Raw genomic sequence first — 17,102 nt, 5'->3', positions numbered from 1 at the left:
CCCAATCATTTGATTGGGATTTCTTTATTGTTTCTCAATTCTTAACAACCATCATTCTTACTTAAATCGCGTTCAAAAAGTACTTTATTGTTGTGTTCGATATAGTCGCTTGATAAAATCAAATAAGGATGATTGTTTGAAAAACCAGCGCTTCGGCTTTTGATAATTATTTTGTCGTTAACTTTTAGGCTATTCAATTTTTCAAAATCATTCGGAATAAATTGCATCATGTAATCTTCTCCATTAATCTTCACAACTAGCCATTTAGGACTTGATGGGTTTGTGGTTGGAAATTGAAAATTCACCGAAGTTACCAAGGCTTCCATTTCAGCATAAGCATTTATTTCGTTTTTTATCTTCTCGTAACTTGCTTGTACTTTTTTACCTTCGGGAGAATCTTTCCATTCGCTAAATTTTATGCCATCTGGTGAAGCTTCCCATTTTTTTCTTTTCTCTAAATTGGATAACGGTTTTGAAGAAATTTTAGTGTCGTTTTTAATTTCACGATTAACATGTAAGCCATTGGCAAAAGTTGAAAAGCTAAATACAAATCCACTTATCACAACCAATGAAAAGATTAGAACATAAATTGTTTTTTTCATAATTTTCACTTTTTTAAATTGATTAAACGAATTTACATTCATAATTTTTTGTTAGAACGATTGGGATTGTAAATAAAAATGTAAACTTTGTAAATAATTAATTGACACTATGAATAGTAGACAAAAACTCCTTTTTGGGAAAACTAAATATATAATTGCATTGCTATTACTGGTGTTAATTTCATTGGTTTTCTTTGTTAATAATGCTAACGATTTTGATCTTTCCAGAAGAGAAGTTTTATTGCGTAGAATTGGACATGAAATACTTTTGCAATCGGGAGATAGTACTTCGAGAGTGCTTCCGATAAAAAAGATAGCTGAAAATGAATACCAAATTAGTTTTGAGAAAGAATTTTCATTTGTAACCGATTCAATAGTAAATACTACCAAACGTTTACTTATTAAAGATTATCAAGTAACCGATTATGTTGTAAATGTAATTAATTGTGCAAATTCGAGTGTAACTTATGGATATGCTATTTCCAAAAACAAAAAAGAAGATATTTTAGCCTGTGTTGGAAGAAAACAACCTATTGCTTGTTACAAGATAAATATCAAATTTAAACCAAACGATATAGTTACAACAAATTATAAATATTATTTAGGAGGTTTATCGTTTTTACTATTGATTGGATTTGTTTTTTGGAAATTTAAACATAAGAAACAATTACCTAAAATTGATAATAATAAACTGTTTACTTTTGGTTCAGTGGTGTTTGATGCACAAAAGCGTCAACTAGAAATTAATAAAGAAACCATAGATTTAACAGCAACAGAAACACGTTTATTGCTCATTTTTGCCTCATCGCCTAACGAAACAATAGAAAGAAGCCGATTACAAAAAGAGATTTGGGAAGACGAAGGCGTTATTGTAGGACGTAGTTTAGACATGTTCATATCAAAACTTAGAAAAAAACTAGAGCTTGACCCGAATATTAATATTGTAGTTATTCGTGGAAAAGGGTATAAGCTTGAGATTAGAGAATAAAAATATTGCGTTTTTAGAAAAAGAAATCCCAATCGAAAGATTGGGATTTTTTGTTGTACTAACTAGGATAATTTACCCCTAAATTATCAAATTTTAGTACTTTGTTTTTTGCAATCAATTTTTCATCGTTGCAAAGATTGTTAGTGACATACTTTAACCCCTTAAATTACCACTAACATTTCAAAACTTAAGTAAGGAATGCAGTTTTGAAAGCATTCAAATTTAGATAGATCAAAATTAAGAGGTTTTATTGGAGTGCTTGCTGTAGTTTTTCTGCATATTTTTACTAAAACGCATTTTTTTGCTACTTTTTTGTAAAAAAAAAGTCTAGCTTTTGCTAAACTTGATTTTGATATATATAAATTATGTTTGCGTTAACTAGTGATACTCTCGGCTTAGTTGGTAGATAATTTAACTGTTTTGTTTTAAATAAAGATATAAATTTTCTACAAGTTCTCTTTTATTACAACTAATGAGCATAGGTTTTAAAGAAAAAGTTCCATTGAAATATTTAGCATTCAATTTCATAATCAAACGTTTATATGAATTTGTTTCTTTTTTTAAAAACAAGGATGGAGATTTGACTTCAATTGAAATGTAATTTGCAGGGTAATTCAATTGATATTTTATTTTTTTTATATCTGTCCAAGGATAAATCACATTGTTTACATTATCAATTAATTCTTTTTCGGTTAAGATAAGTGCTGGTTCACTTTTGATTAAATGTTTGGAAAATCGAAAAAGATTTGGAATAGCTTCGTTAGATATTATGAAAAGTAAAAATCCTAGAAAAAAAACTGCTAAGTATGCTTTTACACTCAATAGTGACACTAATATAATTCCTAATATTGTGAAAAGAAAAAGAAAAACAATCAAACCTACAATTACTGCGAAAGGAGAAAATTTATATTTAATTTCTTTATTAGACATTTTAGTTTTAAAATTAAATCTTACTTACTGCCGTTTCATATTTAATATTTACAACATTCCAATCGATTACATTGAAAATAGCGGTTAAATATTCATTACGTTTGTTTTGATAGTGTAAGTAGTAAGCGTGTTCCCAAACATCAATGGCTAAAATGGGAGTACCTCTAACTTCAGCGTTTGGCATTAGTGGATTATCTTGATTAGCGGTGCTAGTCACGGCTAATTTTCCGTCACGGGTTACTACTAACCATGCCCAACCACTTCCAAATTGCCCTGCTGCAGCTTCGGTAAGTTGTTTTTGTAAGTTGTCAAACGAGCCTAATTCTGTAGTTATAGCTTCGGCTAAAGCGCCTTTAGGAGTTCCACCACCTTTTGGGTTTAAAATCTCGAAAAATAAATTATGGTTGTAGTAACCGCCGGCGTTATTTCGGATTTCTTTATTGTTAACGTCTAAGTTTTTTAGAATGTCTTCAACAGTTTTAAGTTCTAAATCAGAACCAATTACGGCTTTATTTAGTTTGTTTGCGTAACCTAAATGATGTTTTGAATAATGAATTTCCATTGTACGACCATCTATGTGAGGTTGTAAGTCATCGTAGGCATATTTTAATCCGCGCATTTGAAAGATTCCACCTTCTGTAATTTTTACATCAGCTGGATTTCCTAAAGCTGAAATTTTAGTTTCTACTTCTGGGTCAGGAATTTTAACTTCTTCAAGTTCGTTTTCTTTTCTACAGCTCGTCATCATAAATGATATACAAGCCAAAATCAATAGTGACTTTTTCATTTGTAATGCGGATTATAAATTACGTTCTTTCAGTAATTGATTGATGATATTGATGTATTCTGCTTTGGCATCATCTGGTTTCAGATGTTTCACTTGCATCCAAGCATTTAACTTGAAAGCATTTCTTAAATCTTGTGGATTTTGAAACAATAAAGGATTGGAAGTTTCGGATGTAGCTTGTTTATACAAACCATACAGTACTAGTTGCATATCCTGGGGCACTGATTCTTGTGGAATTAATTGTGCGTTAGCAAATGCTTCGTCAAATAAAGTATTGATATCCTTTTCGCTCATTCTTTATGCTTTTTTACTAATAACGGTTTTGTTTCCGATAGCTTTATCGCCTAGTTTTACGTTGATTTCAGTTCCTAATGGTAAGTAAATATCAACTCTTGAACCAAATTTGATGAAACCTGCATCTTTACCTTGAACTACACGCATACCTTCTTGAGCGTAATTTACAATACGTCTTGCTAAAGCACCGGCAATTTGGCGGTATAAAATTTCACCATAAACTCTATTATTAATAACAACAGTAGTTCTTTCGTTTTCTTCACTTGCTTTTGGATGCCAAGCTACTAAATATTTTCCTGGATGATATTTGCTGTATTTAACGATTCCGTTTACACAGTAACGTGTAACATGCACGTTAATAGGTGACATAAAGATAGAAACCATTAAACGTTTGTCTTTGAAATATTCAGGTTCAAATACTTCTTCAATAACTACCACTTTTCCATCTACTGGAGCCAAAATGTGATTGTCACTATTATCAGCAACACGTGTAGGGTTTCTGAAGAATTGTAAAACTAAAACTAAAATTACTAATGCAAATAAGTATAAAAGTGTTCGTAACCAATTTATATCAACAAATGCATCGGTTAAGAAAATAATAGCAACTACTATAAGCAGTGTAATGAAAATGATTTTAGCGCCTTCTTTATGAAACATAGTATAAAATTAAATAAAATAAATTAATAAATGGAATTACAAATATAATACTATCTAATCGATCTAGAATACCTCCGTGACCAGGCATTATATTTCCAGTGTCTTTTATTCCAGCTACGCGTTTTAATTTAGATTCAATTAAATCGCCTAACGTGCTGAAAATACTAACAATAGCGGCAATGACTATCCAAATAAATAGGGTAGAAGCCATTATGTAATAATTCGCTAATAAAACACCACCAATAATGGTAAAGACCAAACCACCAGCAAAACCTTCAATGGTTTTTTTAGGAGAAACACTTGGGAAAAGTTTGTTCTTTCCGATGTTTTTCCCAACTAAGTAGGCAAAGGTATCGTTAGTCCAAATTAAAACAATGATAGAAATTAGAATTTTAGGATTATAACCTTTAACTCCCATTGCCACATAATTTGTTAAGATGAATGGAAGAATTACATAACCAAACAACAAGAAATATCTTGTATAAATTTTAAAATTAGACTTGTTAGCATTAAATAAATAGAGTAACAATTTGATTGAAGTTACAATAGATATTGTGGTTAAAGCGGTATTTAAGTTTAAGTCAGAATTCTTGTTCCATAAGTAATAGTAGGAGCCTGCAGCAATTGGAATACTGATGTAGTAATTTAATCCACACATTTTACAGAATTCGTAAACTCCAATGACTAAAAATGCGCCAAAAAGAATTGCTAAACCCTCCCTAGAATAAGAAATGCAGCCTAAAAGTAATACAACATAAACGGCTCCAGATAATGCTCTTTTTAGCGTTTCATTCATTATTATAAATCTTCTAAAAGAAGTAGGTAAAGATTTTTGTGGCAACTTCCATAATGAAGAAAATCCTGTTCTTTTACTTCTTCAAAATATTTTATAGCAGTAATATTGGAAGGATAATTTTTTTCGTGTGTACTTTTAATTCGTCTCATCCCATCACTTTTGCTATTTACTATTTGACTAGTTGTAGCAAAAACAATCATGTTGGTAGGCAACTCATTTGGTTTAAAATGTTTTAACTGATTTGAAGAGAATAGAATCGAGCCTTCATCAGCAATTAAATTTTCACAAGAAGAAAGAAAAAACACAGGAGTTGATGAATTATCGTAAGTTAATTTATTGTCGTTTAGTAAATAAAGTAATCGGTTGTCGAAACATTGTGTGTTACACTCAAACCAATCATTCTCTGCTAAAATATTTTCAAAATTCTCTGCAATCTCATCTAAATTCTCACAATAAATAAATTTACCTCCATTTTCTTTGAAATTGAAAGTAAACTGTTCGTCTATTGGCAATGTAGTATCTGGAGAATAAGGACTTTTGACTTCTTGTTTTTTGTCATTGTCCTCTTCCTCAGAAGATGTACCAAAAAATTTTCTAAAAAGACTCATGTATCTTTAGTAGGTTTTTTAACTGTGAAAATCAAAGATAAAAAAAATCTTAGTTCTTTACATACAGAACTAAGATTTTTATTAATATTATTTTGTTGATAAGTTACTTATTCTGAAATTGTCTTTTCATCCGTGTTTTCAGGAGTTGTAGTAACTTCTTTATCAAAAGGTCTTTTTCCAAAAATGGTTTCTAAATCATCTTTAAAAATTACTTCTTTTTCAATCAGAATATCAGCTAATTGAGTTAGTTTTTCTTTGTTGGTTTCCAAAAGATGAATCGCTCTGTCGTACTGTTCTTCAATTAATTTTGAAATTTCAGTATCGATAACTTTTGCTGTTTCTTCTGAATATGGTTTTGAAAAATTATAGTCCGATTGTCCTGTTGAATCGTAATAAGTGATATTTCCAAGCTTATCATTCAATCCATAAATGGTTACCATTGCTCTTGCTTGACGTGTAACTTTCTCTAAATCGCTCAACGCTCCAGTTGAAATTTTATTAAAAATTACTTTTTCAGCAGCACGACCTCCCATAGTAGCACACATTTCGTCTAACATTTGTTCTGGACGTACAATCAGTCTTTCTTCTGGTAAATACCAAGCAGCACCTAAACTTTGTCCTCGAGGAACAATTGTTACTTTTACTAAAGGTGCAGCGTGCTCTAACATCCAACTTACTGTTGCGTGACCTGCTTCGTGAATCGCAATAGCACGCTTTTCTTCAGGAGTTACGATTTTATTTTTCTTTTCTAAACCACCAATGATTCTATCTACTGCGTCTAAGAAATCTTGTTTATCTACTGCTTTTTTGTCTTTACGAGCTGCTATTAAAGCTGCTTCGTTACAAACATTGGCAATATCAGCACCTGAGAATCCTGGAGTTTGTTTTGCTAAAAATTCAGTATCTAATTCCTCTGATTTTTTCAAAGGTTTTAAATGTACTTCAAAAATTTCTTTACGTTCTCTAATATCTGGTAAGTCTACATAAATTTGTCTGTCAAATCGACCAGCACGTAATAGAGCTTTGTCTAAAACATCAGCACGGTTGGTTGCAGCTAAAACAATTACATTTGAATTGGTTCCAAAACCATCCATTTCAGTTAATAATTGATTCAATGTGTTTTCTCTTTCGTCATTGGCACCTGTCATGTTGTTTTTTCCGCGAGCTCTACCCACAGCGTCAATCTCGTCAATGAAAATGATAGATGGTGATTTCTCTTTGGCTTGTTTGAATAAATCTCTAACACGAGAAGCTCCAACTCCCACAAACATTTCCACAAAATCAGAACCTGATAATGAGAAGAAAGGTACTTTAGCTTCACCAGCAACGGCTTTTGCTAATAAAGTTTTCCCTGTTCCTGGAGGGCCAACTAATAAAGCTCCTTTTGGAATTTTTCCTCCAATTGAAGTATATTTTTCAGGGTTTTTCAAGAATTCTACGATTTCTTGAATCTCTTCTTTAGCTCCTTCTAATCCGGCAACGTTTTCAAATGTTACTCTTGTGTCATTTTTTTCGTCAAATAATTTAGCTTTCGATTTCCCGATGCTAAAAATCTGACCTCCGCCACCTCCAGAACCACCTGACATTCTTCGCATCATGAAAATCCACAACCCAATCAATATTACAATTGGTAAAAGCATTGAGATAAGTTCGCCCCACATGCTTTCTGGTTCTTTTTCATATTCTGAAAGTTTACCTTCGTTTGATGCTTTTTGTAAATTTTCTTGAAAGGTTTTTAAATCACCAATTTCAAAGAAATAGTGAGGACCTTTGGTGTTTAATTTGTTTAAAACATCATTCTTTACTTTGTCATGTGTTTTATCTGTTAAAGCTGTTTTCTTTAAATAGACAGTAGCTTTAGTATTGGTAAACACCACTTTTTGTACCTGATTTTTATCTAAAAATTGGTAGAATTTTGATAATGTTGTAGGCGCAGGATTGCTTAAATCAATTCCTTTGGTAAATAAACTTATCGTAAAAAAAATAGTCAAGACAAGTACAATACTCATCCACGGACTAAACTTAAATCCAGAATTATTATTTTGTGCCATAAAATTTTTTAGTATTTTGATTCAATGGTAGTGATTTTTGCATCACCCCATAAACTCTCAATTCGGTAGTATTCACGAATGTGTTTTTGAAAAACGTGTACTACAATGTTTACGTAATCCATTAAAACCCATTCTCCATTTTCAGCACCTTCAACATGCCATGGTTTGTCTTTTAACTCTTTAGAAACGATTTTTTGTATTGATCCTACGATTGCATTTACTTGTGTATTTGAATTTCCATTGCAAATTACAAAATAGTCACAAACCGTGTTGTCAATTTCTCTTAAATCAAGAATGTCAATATTTTCTCCTTTTACTTCTTCAATCCCTTTGATGATGTTTGCTAATAAATCATCATTATTAATCTGCTTCTTCGCCATTTATTATTTTTCTATTTATGCAAAGGTATCATTTTTTGTGATTATTTTTGAACCTTAACATAAGATTAAATTTTGTTATTAAATTATGAGAATAATCAAACTCGATGCCATAGATTCAACCAACCGTTTTTTAAAAGCACTTTCGGCTCAAGAAAGTTGTGAAAATTTCACGGTTGTAAGTACCGAATCGCAAACAGAAGGTAAAGGTCAAAGAGGTTCTGGATGGGTTTCTGAAGTAGGTAAGAATCTAACTTTTAGTGTTTTATATAATCAAAGAGTTGAGGGGATTACGAGTCTTTTTACATTGAATATTATCATAGCTTTGAGTATTGTTGAAGCTTTAAAATCAGTTAGTAATTTAAATTTTGTCATCAAATGGCCAAACGACATTTTGTCAGAAAATAAGAAAATTGGTGGCATATTAATCGAAAATACGTTCAAAAATTCAAGCGAAGTACAATCGATAATCGGGATTGGTTTGAATGTAAATCAATCTCAGTTCGAAAATTTGCCTCAAGCTTCTTCTTTATTTTTGTTGGAAAATAAAATTTTTGATAGAGAAACGATGCTAATTTCTATTGCAAATCAGTTGGAATTCAATTTAAAACAATTGCCAATTTTAGGAGAAACGCATTTTTGGAATGCCTATCATCAAATTTTGTTTAAGAAAGATGTAGTTTCTGCTTTTGAATCGGTTGCTGGAAATCGTTTTGTTGGTAAGATTCAGGAAGTTACGCAAGAAGGAAAATTAGCTGTCTTACTAGAGGATGATTCTGTTCAATTTTTTGATGTGAAAGAAGTAAAAATGTTGTACTAAAATCATTCTGTTATAAATTCCTCAAACCTTTGTTAAACTTCGTTAAAAAGTTTTTGTTTTTAAGTACATTTGTGCCAATTAAAAAAAAACGTATTCCTAATATATCTCATGGAGAAAAAAATACTATCCCTGTTATCTTCCACACGCTTAATGGCTGTTTTGTTTATTCTTTTTGCTTTTGCCATGGCAGCTGGAACTTTTATTGAAGATGCCTATAATACTGATACTGCTAGAGTTGTTGTTTACAACGCTGTTTGGTTTGAAGTTATCATGGTGTTTTTTATCATTAACTTTTTAGGTAACATAAAACGTTATCAATTACACAAAAAAGAAAATTGGGCGACTTTAATTTTACACCTTTCTTTTATTCTAATTATAGTTGGAGCTTTTGTTACGCGTTATATTAGTTACGAAGGAATGATGCCAATTAGAGAAGGCGAATCTTCTAATATGATTTATTCAGATAAACCTTATTTAACGGTTTTAGTGGATGGAGATCACGAAGGGCAAATACGTCGTAAAACTTTTGAAAAAGGATTGTATTTAGCTCCAGAAGTTAAAGATGATGCTTTTTTGAATGCTTTTGCAAGTAACGATTTCTCAATGAGTGGTGAATTCAGTGGTATTCCATTTGAAGTAGAACATCAAGAATTCATTATGAACGCTACTGAAACGGTTGTTCCATCTGAAACCGGACAGTTGATGATTAAAATGGTAGAGTCGAGTGGAGGAACACGCCATGAACATTATTTAAAAGAAGGTGAAGTTCAAAACTTACACAACGTGCTTTTTGCTTTCAATAAATATACAGAAGGTGCAATTAACATTACTAAAATTGCAGAAGCCTACACAATTCAAACGCCTTTTGAAGGTGATTTTATGCGAATGGCAGATAAATTGCAAGGAAAAGTTGTGAAAGATTCTGTGCAACCTTTAATGTTACGTTCTTTATATAATATTGGTGGAGCGCAATTTGTATTTCCAGAACCAGCTATCAAAGGAGAATTGACTTTCAAATCGAATAACGATTTCAAAGACAAACAAACCGATGATGCCTTGAAAGTTAAAATCAAAACACAAGGAAAAGAAGAAATCTTAACTTTAGTGGGTTCGAGAGGAAAGCAAGGAGTTCCGCAAAGTGTTAAGATTGGCGATTTAGAATTCACACTTTTCTTTGGAAGTAAAATTTACAATACGCCTTTTACAGTAAAATTAGATGATTTTATCGCGGATAAATATCCGGGAACTGAAAATAGTTATTCGGCTTTCAAAAGTAAAATTGAAGTGGCGGATACTGAACAAGGAAAAACATTTAAAGATAGTGTTTTCATGAATCATATTTTAGATTATAGAGGATTTAGATTCTTTCAAGCTGGATTTGATCCAGACGAAAAAGGAACACAGCTATCCGTAAGTCACGATTTCTGGGGAACTTGGATAACTTACATTGGTTATTTCTTGTTGTATTTTGGTTTGATGGCAATTTTGTTTACAAAAAATAGTCGTTTCAGTAGTTTGAAAGAGAAATTAGAAAAAGTGAAAGCTAAGAGAGCAGGTTTATTGAGCGTGTTTTTGATTTTATTTTCTTCATTAACTTTTGCACAACAACACAATCACCAACCTAGTAAAGAAGAAATTCTGAAGTTGTTAAAGAAATACGAAGTTTCAGCTGACCATGCCAATGAATTTGGAAAAATCGTAATTCAAGATGGTGGTCGTATGAAGCCTATTAATACGTTTTCATCTGAATTACTTCGTAAAGTATCAAAAAGTGATACGTATGAAGGAATGAATTCCGATCAAGCGTTTTTATCGATGACGCAATATCCTCAGTATTGGTATTCGTTGCCAATTATCTATTTAAAAAGAGGAAATGACAGTATTCGTAAATTAATTGGTGTAGAAAAAGAAGCAAAATACGCACCTTTAGTAGCCTTTTTCGATGAAACTGGAAGTTATAAATTGGCTAAAGTTTTAGAAGCCGCTTACAAAGAACCAGTTCCAAATCAATTTCAAAAAGATTTTATTGAAGCAGATAAAAAAGTAAACCTTCTATATTCGGCTTTAAGTGGACAAATTTTGAAAGTGTTCCCAGTTCCAGGTGATAAATCGAATAAATGGGTTTCGTTTTTAGAAATCAACCAACCAACAGGAACCGCTTTAGATTCGATTAAAAATGTAATGCCATTTTATTTGAATGCTTTAGATAAAGCATCTCAAAGTAAAAATTACGAACTACCAAATAGCCTTTTAAAAGGACTAACCGAATACCAAAAAAAATACGGAAAAGCCGTAATGCTTTCGGAAAGTAAAATCAATTCTGAAATTACGTATAATAAATATGATGTTTTCAAGAGATTATATTATATGTATATGCTAGCTGGTGTTTTAATGTTAGCTTTCTGTATTGTACAAATTTTCAAAAATTCCAAAGCCATCCGAACGATTATTAATCTTTTTCATGGATTAATAGGGTTGTTTTTCATTTTGCATTTAGCAGGTTTAATTGTAAGATGGTACATTTCAGGTCACGCGCCTTGGAGTGATGCTTATGAAAGTATGATTTATGTGGGTTGGGCAACGATGTTCTTTGGATTAGCTTTCGGGAAAGATTCGAAACTTACGGTAGCTTCAACTGCTTTTGTAACTTCAATGATTTTGATGATTGCACATTGGAATTGGATGGATCCTTCAATCGGAAACTTACAACCGGTTTTAAATTCGTATTGGTTAATGATTCACGTTGCAGTAATCGTAGCGAGTTACGGACCATTTACTTTAGCGATGGTTTTAGGTTTAGTTTCGTTATTCTTGATGATTTTCACAAACGAAAAAAACAAAGAAAGAATGAAATTAAGCATCGACGAAATCACATACATTAACGAAATGGCACTAACAGTAGGTTTAGTCATGTTAACCATAGGGAATTTCCTTGGAGGACAATGGGCTAACGAAAGTTGGGGACGCTATTGGGGTTGGGATCCAAAAGAAACTTGGGCGTTAATCAGTATTATGGTGTATGCATTTGTAATTCACGCGCGCTTTGTACCGGCATTAAGAGGAAGATGGATTTATAACGTAATGAGCGTTTTAGCTTTCGCTTCTATTTTAATGACGTATTTTGGGGTAAATTTCCACTTGAGTGGTTTACATAGTTACGCTTCAGGAGAGAAACAAAACGTAACCTATTACTTTGTAATTTTAGCAATTGTCTTAGTAATATCGGTAATAGCTTACTTTCCATATAAGAAGTATTATAAAAAATAAGAATTTGGTCGCTAATAAGCGGCCATTTTTTTTAAGAAATGTTTATCAAAAATTGCGTTTTAAAATCCTAAATTTGAAATAAAAAAAGAGATGAAAAAATTACTAACCTTGTTTTCAGTAGCAGCATTGCTTTTTAGTTGTCAAAATCAGGCACAAAAAAAGCAAACAGCTACCGCAACAGCAACCACAACACCTATGGCAAAAGAAACCATTTATCAGTTTAAAGTAGAAGATTTGAGTGGAGATTCATTCGATTTTTCAACACTAAAAGGAAAGAAAATCTTAGTAGTTAACACGGCTTCAGAATGTGGTTTAACCCCGCAATACGAACAATTACAGGCGATTTACGAAAAATACAAAGACAAAAACTTCGTAATTGTAGGTTTTCCAGCTAATAATTTTGGAGCACAAGAACCAGGAACTAATCAACAAATTGCAACTTTTTGTCAAAAAAATTATGGCGTTTCGTTTCCTATGATGGCTAAAATTTCGGTAAAAGGTGGTGATATGCATTCTGTGTACCAATTCTTAACACAAAAAGCTAAAAACGGATTACAGGACAGTGAAGTAGAATGGAACTTCCAAAAATACCTAATCAATGAAAATGGCGAGTTAGTAAAAGTAGTTTCACCAAGAACGTTGCCAACTGATGCAGAAATCGTAAATTGGATTGAAGGGAAATAGTTTAGTATTCAGTATATAGTGTTCAGTTTGTTCTTTTTTAGAATACTGAACACTTTTTTTTATAATATCTTTTGAACAAAAACCGAATGCAACCATCGGTCAAATTTATAACCTGATTCTTTTATAAAGCCAACTTCTTCGAAACCAAATTTCTTATGAAAATCGATGCTGTTTGTGTTTTCTGAATCTATAACGCCAATCATCGTGTGGAGATTTTGCTTTTTAGCTCTTTCGATTAATTCGGTCAATAATAATTTTCCGATGCCTTTCCCAATAGAATTCTTATTCGCATAAACCGAATGTTCTACCGTGAATTTATACGCTTCTCTGAATCGGAATTCGCTGTAATAACCGAAGCCTACGACTTCATTATTCATTTCGGCAACAGTCACAGGAAAACCTTTCTGAAGCTTTTCTTCAAAAATAGCTTCTTGTGTGGCTAAAGTTCGCACATTGTAATCGTATAAAGCGGTCGAATTCAAAATAGCATCGTTGATGATGTCTAAAATGGCTGGGCAATCTGTTATTTTATAGTCTCTAATTTTTATCTCCATTTGGCAAAGAAATTACGTAGTAAAAGTACTAAAAACCTTTTCAACTTCGTAACTTTGTAGTTCAGTTATTTTTAAAAATGATGTATCCAAAAATTCCTTTAGCGCAAAGCATTATCGAAATTTGCCAACAAAAAGGAGTCCAACATATCGTAATTTCACCAGGTTCGCGCAATGCACCTTTGACAATTGGATTTACTAAAAATCTGTTTTTCAAATGTTACAGTATTGCTGACGAACGTTGTGCCGCATTTTTTGCTTTGGGAATTGCCCAACAAATTCAGAAACCTGTTGCTGTAGTTTGTACTTCAGGTTCTGCAGTGTTGAATTATTATCCTGCAATTGCTGAGGCTTTTTATAGCCAAATTCCGTTAGTTGTTATTTCTGCGGATAGACCACAAAACAAGATTGATATTGGTGACGGTCAAACGATTCGTCAAGAAAATGTATTGGAAAATCATTCTTTGTACAATGCGAATTTACGTGAAGATGCCTCTGCTGAAAACGACAATCACATTCAAATGGCGTTGCATGTTGCGGCTACCCAAAAAGGACCAGTTCATATCAATGCGCCTTTTGAAGAACCATTGTATGAAATAGTTTCCGAATTAAAAGTAAAACCAGAAATTATTGATTTTAATACTGAAAGCAAAACGTTCTCTTTAGGAAATTCAACTGTAGAAACTTGGAATAAAGCGACTAAGAAATTAGTTTTAGTAGGAGAGTTGTTTCCAAATTTAGTAGAACAAAGATATTTAGATATTTTAGCAAATGATCCAAGTGTTGTTGTGTTAACCGAAAAAACATCGAATTTACATCACCCAACTTTCATCGATCAGATTGATACGTTGATTACACCATTTACGGAGGATGATTTCAAAACGTTTCAACCTGAAATTTTGTTGACTTTTGGTGGAATGGTTGTTTCGAAACGTATCAAAGCCTTCTTGCGAAAATACAAACCAGCACATCATTGGCATGTGGATGAATTAAGAGCGTATAATACTTTTGGAGCACTTACGAATCACTTTGAAACTAAAATTAATACGTTTTTGAGTCAGTTATTGACTGAAAATTCGATTGAAAGCACATATAAATTTAATATTTCAGCTATTTGGAATGATAGAGTAGTGAAACATCAAGAATACACTGCAAAAATTCCGTTTTCAGATTTTAAAGTGTTTGATTTTATTTGCCAAAGCCTGCCAAAAAACAGTCAGTTACAAGTGAGCAATAGTTCGGCGATACGTTACTTACAGTTATTTGATTTAGACAAAAGCATACAAGTTTTTTGCAATCGTGGTACTAGTGGAATTGATGGAAGTACTTCAACCGCCATTGGAGCTGCATTTGCGTCTGATTTACCAACGATTTTGATTACAGGTGATATCAGCTTTTTATACGATAGCAACGCTTTATGGAACAATTACATTCCAAAAAACTTCAAAATCATTTTGTTGAATAACAGCGGTGGTGGTATTTTTAGAATTTTACCCGGACATCAAGAAACGGAAACGTTTAACACCTATTTTGAAACTTCACATCACTTGAACGCTTCACATTTAGCTAAAATGTATGGATTAGATTATTTTGAAGCGAATGATGAAATTACATTACAGCAACAATATTCAGCTTTCCTAAATCAAAATGAAAAACCAAGTATTTTAGAAGTTTTCACACCAGAAAAAGAGAATAATGGGATTTTATTGGAGTTTTTTAGAGGGTTGAAGTAAAGTTTTAGGTTATACTTTTCCTTTATACTTTGAATCAAAATCAATCATCCATTCGATGCCGTATTTGTCTCTAAACATGCCAAAGTAAGAACCCCAAGGACTATCACTCATCGGATATTCGACTGTGCCGCCAGCTGAAAGTCCGTTGAATAAATGGTCTGCTTCTTCTTTACTTGCTGCACTAACGGAAATCTTGGAACGGTTTTCATTTTCATTTACACGACCCATAATTTCAGGTACATCGTTTCCCATTAAAATATTGTTGCCAATTGGCAAAGCAATATGCATGATTTTGTTGGCTTCGTTTTCTGGAACTGGAAATTCTTCACTTGCCAAGTCTTTGAAACGCATAATTTGAGCAAACTCGCCACCAAATACCGATTGGTAAAAACGAAACGCTTCTTCGGCATTGCCGTTGAAATTGATGTGTGGATTGATTAGTGCCATAGTTTTGTTTAATTAGTTGTAGTAATATATAAAAAGTATTTTAAACTTTAACACGATTGTGAGAAATCAAGATTAATATTAAAATAAATTAAAATTTACATTGCCGTTTTCGTCATAAAATAAATCCCAAGTTTTAGTTTCTTGCCAATACAAGTTATTACTTCCATTATACTTGAATATTTCACATTTAGCATAATTATTTTTTGAAAGAGCTCTAATAAATGTTTCTTCGAAAATAATTAATTTTTTTAAAGGGTTTATGGCGCTATCAAAATTGCTGAATACTTCTTTTTCCTTATCATAATAAGGCTCATTTCCGTAGTGTTTTTTTCTAACAATGCTATCTAAGTTTCTGTCTTGATTGTAATAATATTTTGTTTTTTCATTATAGGAATTTAAGTTACCCCTATATGATTCAGTTAATAACCCTAAATTATCATAAGAATAAATTATTGTATCTTTTGTATAAGGATGTGTCGTTTGATCATAAATAATTTTTTTTGTTATTCTATTATGATTATCAATAAATAATATGCGTTCAAAAGTTGGAGTTGAATAATTTTCTAATGACATTTTTCTTTTTATTTTTATTTGATTAAACGAATAATTGACTTCATCGTATAAATAATCAGAAAACATTGTTGAATACCCTGAACCTGAACTAAGATATAATATTCCCCCAACCCTTTTGGTTATTTTATTATTATAGTCATAGTGAATTTTGACCAAATTATCCAAAGTTAGATTCAATGCCATATCAGAAGGATAATCCATATATTTGAAATGATAAGATTCTAATTTATTATTCAATGAATTTTCTTCATTTGAGCAACTTATAAAAAAAAGTAAAGTGAAGGAAATTAAAAGGATGTTAATTTTCATTTTTTAAGATTTATTTGATAAATATAGAGTTGTAATTTTTAAACTGCAATATAGCAAAATTCTGACAAACTAATCGCTTTAGTTTTTCTGCAGTTTGTGTTAAAATAACTAAATAAAATCCCCAATTAATTGAGGATTTTATTTACTTTTTATTTTTACCAGAGTTAAACTTAAAACGTTCTACTGGGCTTTCTGGTTTTTGCTTTTTGTCGGAAGGTTTGCCTTGTCCAAATGGTTTTTTAGCGGGAGCGCCTTTTGGTTTAAAAGGTTTTTTCTCGCCCTCTTTTTTAAAATCCGATTTTTTGTCTTCTTTGTAAAGTGGGGCTTTGTTTTTTGCTATTTGGTCTAAAACTTCTTTTGGATTTTTAGGGTCTTCTTTAGTGCCACGCAAATGAATAACTAATCCGTTTAAGAAATTGCGTAATAATTGATCGCCACATTCCATAAAGTTAGGATGGTCTTCACTTCTAAATACGTTTGCTAATTCGCCTTTTGAAACTCTGAAATTTACTAAGTTCAAAATTTCAATAATTTGGTCGTCACGTAGTTGTAAGGCTACACGTAATTTTTTAAATATATCGTTGTTATTCATTCTGTGTCTTTTTTAAATATTCAATTTCCAAATTAT

The 17,102-nt window shown here is 31.8% G+C and carries 18 protein-coding genes; 5 read left to right on the top strand and 13 right to left on the bottom strand.

The features are described from left to right. Positions 1 to 41: 41 nt before the first annotated feature. Complete coding sequence (locus BP92_RS0105260; RefSeq protein WP_026725092.1) at positions 42 to 602, bottom strand: hypothetical protein; 561 nt, start codon at positions 600 to 602, stop codon at positions 42 to 44. Positions 603 to 711: 109 nt separating this feature from the next. Between BP92_RS0105260 and BP92_RS0105255 the strand changes: the two genes are divergently transcribed. Then, positions 712 to 1,590 carry a winged helix-turn-helix domain-containing protein gene (locus tag BP92_RS0105255; RefSeq protein WP_026725091.1) on the top strand — a complete coding sequence of 293 codons (879 nt, stop codon included), beginning with the start codon at positions 712 to 714 and terminating at the stop codon, positions 1,588 to 1,590. A 411-nt stretch (positions 1,591 to 2,001) separates the two neighbouring features. On the opposite strand, the gene BP92_RS0105250 is transcribed toward BP92_RS0105255, so the two are convergent. The 8 genes from BP92_RS0105250 to rsfS form a co-directional block, all read right to left on the bottom strand. After that, on the bottom strand, positions 2,002 to 2,520 hold the full coding sequence (locus BP92_RS0105250; RefSeq protein WP_026725090.1) for an STM3941 family protein: 519 nt from the start codon (positions 2,518 to 2,520) through the stop codon (positions 2,002 to 2,004). 13 nt (positions 2,521 to 2,533) lie between these two features. After that, positions 2,534 to 3,307 carry a superoxide dismutase gene (locus tag BP92_RS15830; RefSeq protein ID WP_316929525.1) on the bottom strand — a complete coding sequence of 258 codons (774 nt, stop codon included), beginning with the start codon at positions 3,305 to 3,307 and terminating at the stop codon, positions 2,534 to 2,536. 12 nt (positions 3,308 to 3,319) lie between these two features. Further along, positions 3,320 to 3,601, bottom strand: coding sequence for an acyl-CoA-binding protein (locus BP92_RS0105240; protein ID WP_026725088.1), 282 nt, complete (start codon positions 3,599 to 3,601; stop codon positions 3,320 to 3,322). A gap of 3 nt (positions 3,602 to 3,604) precedes the next feature. Further along, positions 3,605 to 4,258: a phosphatidylserine decarboxylase family protein gene (locus BP92_RS0105235; RefSeq protein WP_026725087.1), complete on the bottom strand. Its 654-nt coding sequence runs from the start codon at positions 4,256 to 4,258 to the stop codon at positions 3,605 to 3,607. Beyond that, on the bottom strand, positions 4,248 to 5,054 hold the full coding sequence (locus tag BP92_RS0105230) for a phosphatidate cytidylyltransferase (protein WP_026725086.1): 807 nt from the start codon (positions 5,052 to 5,054) through the stop codon (positions 4,248 to 4,250). Before BP92_RS0105230 ends, BP92_RS0105235 begins: the two co-directional genes overlap by 11 nt. 2 nt (positions 5,055 to 5,056) lie before the next feature. Beyond that, complete coding sequence (locus tag BP92_RS0105225) at positions 5,057 to 5,662, bottom strand: LUD domain-containing protein (protein WP_026725085.1); 606 nt, start codon at positions 5,660 to 5,662, stop codon at positions 5,057 to 5,059. A gap of 107 nt (positions 5,663 to 5,769) precedes the next feature. Further along, positions 5,770 to 7,713 (bottom strand): ATP-dependent zinc metalloprotease FtsH, encoded by a 1,944-nt coding sequence (ftsH, locus tag BP92_RS0105220; RefSeq protein WP_026725084.1) that lies wholly within the window; start codon positions 7,711 to 7,713, stop codon positions 5,770 to 5,772. Positions 7,714 to 7,721: 8 nt separating this feature from the next. Continuing rightward, on the bottom strand, positions 7,722 to 8,093 hold the full coding sequence (gene rsfS, locus BP92_RS0105215) for a ribosome silencing factor (RefSeq protein WP_026725083.1): 372 nt from the start codon (positions 8,091 to 8,093) through the stop codon (positions 7,722 to 7,724). An 85-nt stretch (positions 8,094 to 8,178) separates the two neighbouring features. Between rsfS and BP92_RS0105210 the strand changes: the two genes are divergently transcribed. From BP92_RS0105210 to BP92_RS0105200, 3 genes are all read left to right on the top strand, one after another. Then, positions 8,179 to 8,910 carry a biotin--[acetyl-CoA-carboxylase] ligase gene (locus tag BP92_RS0105210; protein WP_026725082.1) on the top strand — a complete coding sequence of 244 codons (732 nt, stop codon included), beginning with the start codon at positions 8,179 to 8,181 and terminating at the stop codon, positions 8,908 to 8,910. A 108-nt stretch (positions 8,911 to 9,018) separates the two neighbouring features. Further along, positions 9,019 to 12,177: a cytochrome c biogenesis protein CcsA gene (gene ccsA / locus BP92_RS0105205; protein WP_026725081.1), complete on the top strand. Its 3,159-nt coding sequence runs from the start codon at positions 9,019 to 9,021 to the stop codon at positions 12,175 to 12,177. A gap of 90 nt (positions 12,178 to 12,267) precedes the next feature. Beyond that, the gene (locus BP92_RS0105200; protein WP_026725080.1) at positions 12,268 to 12,861 is read left to right on the top strand and encodes a glutathione peroxidase; all 594 of its coding nucleotides are present in this window, start codon (positions 12,268 to 12,270) and stop codon (positions 12,859 to 12,861) included. Positions 12,862 to 12,920: 59 nt separating this feature from the next. On the opposite strand, the gene BP92_RS0105195 is transcribed toward BP92_RS0105200, so the two are convergent. Beyond that, a complete protein-coding gene (locus tag BP92_RS0105195; RefSeq protein WP_026725079.1) occupies positions 12,921 to 13,415 on the bottom strand; it encodes a GNAT family N-acetyltransferase in 495 nt (164 codons plus the stop codon). A 77-nt stretch (positions 13,416 to 13,492) separates the two neighbouring features. Between BP92_RS0105195 and menD the strand changes: the two genes are divergently transcribed. Further along, positions 13,493 to 15,145, top strand: a complete 1,653-nt coding sequence (menD, locus tag BP92_RS0105190) for a 2-succinyl-5-enolpyruvyl-6-hydroxy-3-cyclohexene-1-carboxylic-acid synthase (RefSeq protein WP_026725078.1) — start codon at positions 13,493 to 13,495, stop codon at positions 15,143 to 15,145. A 9-nt stretch (positions 15,146 to 15,154) separates the two neighbouring features. On the opposite strand, the gene BP92_RS0105185 is transcribed toward menD, so the two are convergent. The 3 genes from BP92_RS0105185 to BP92_RS0105175 form a co-directional block, all read right to left on the bottom strand. Then, positions 15,155 to 15,592 carry a VOC family protein gene (locus BP92_RS0105185; RefSeq protein WP_026725077.1) on the bottom strand — a complete coding sequence of 146 codons (438 nt, stop codon included), beginning with the start codon at positions 15,590 to 15,592 and terminating at the stop codon, positions 15,155 to 15,157. Positions 15,593 to 15,670: 78 nt separating this feature from the next. Next, positions 15,671 to 16,474: a hypothetical protein gene (locus BP92_RS0105180; protein ID WP_026725076.1), complete on the bottom strand. Its 804-nt coding sequence runs from the start codon at positions 16,472 to 16,474 to the stop codon at positions 15,671 to 15,673. Positions 16,475 to 16,616: 142 nt separating this feature from the next. Further along, positions 16,617 to 17,066, bottom strand: coding sequence for a DUF1456 family protein (locus BP92_RS0105175; protein WP_026725075.1), 450 nt, complete (start codon positions 17,064 to 17,066; stop codon positions 16,617 to 16,619). Between the last annotated feature and the right edge of the window lie 36 nt (positions 17,067 to 17,102).

It is taken from the genome of Flavobacterium sasangense DSM 21067, from assembly GCF_000686885.1.
Classification (GTDB): Bacteria; Bacteroidota; Bacteroidia; order Flavobacteriales; family Flavobacteriaceae; genus Flavobacterium; species Flavobacterium sasangense.
Note: the sequence above shows the minus strand (reverse complement) of the source record. Positions and strands in the feature narration are given on the sequence as shown.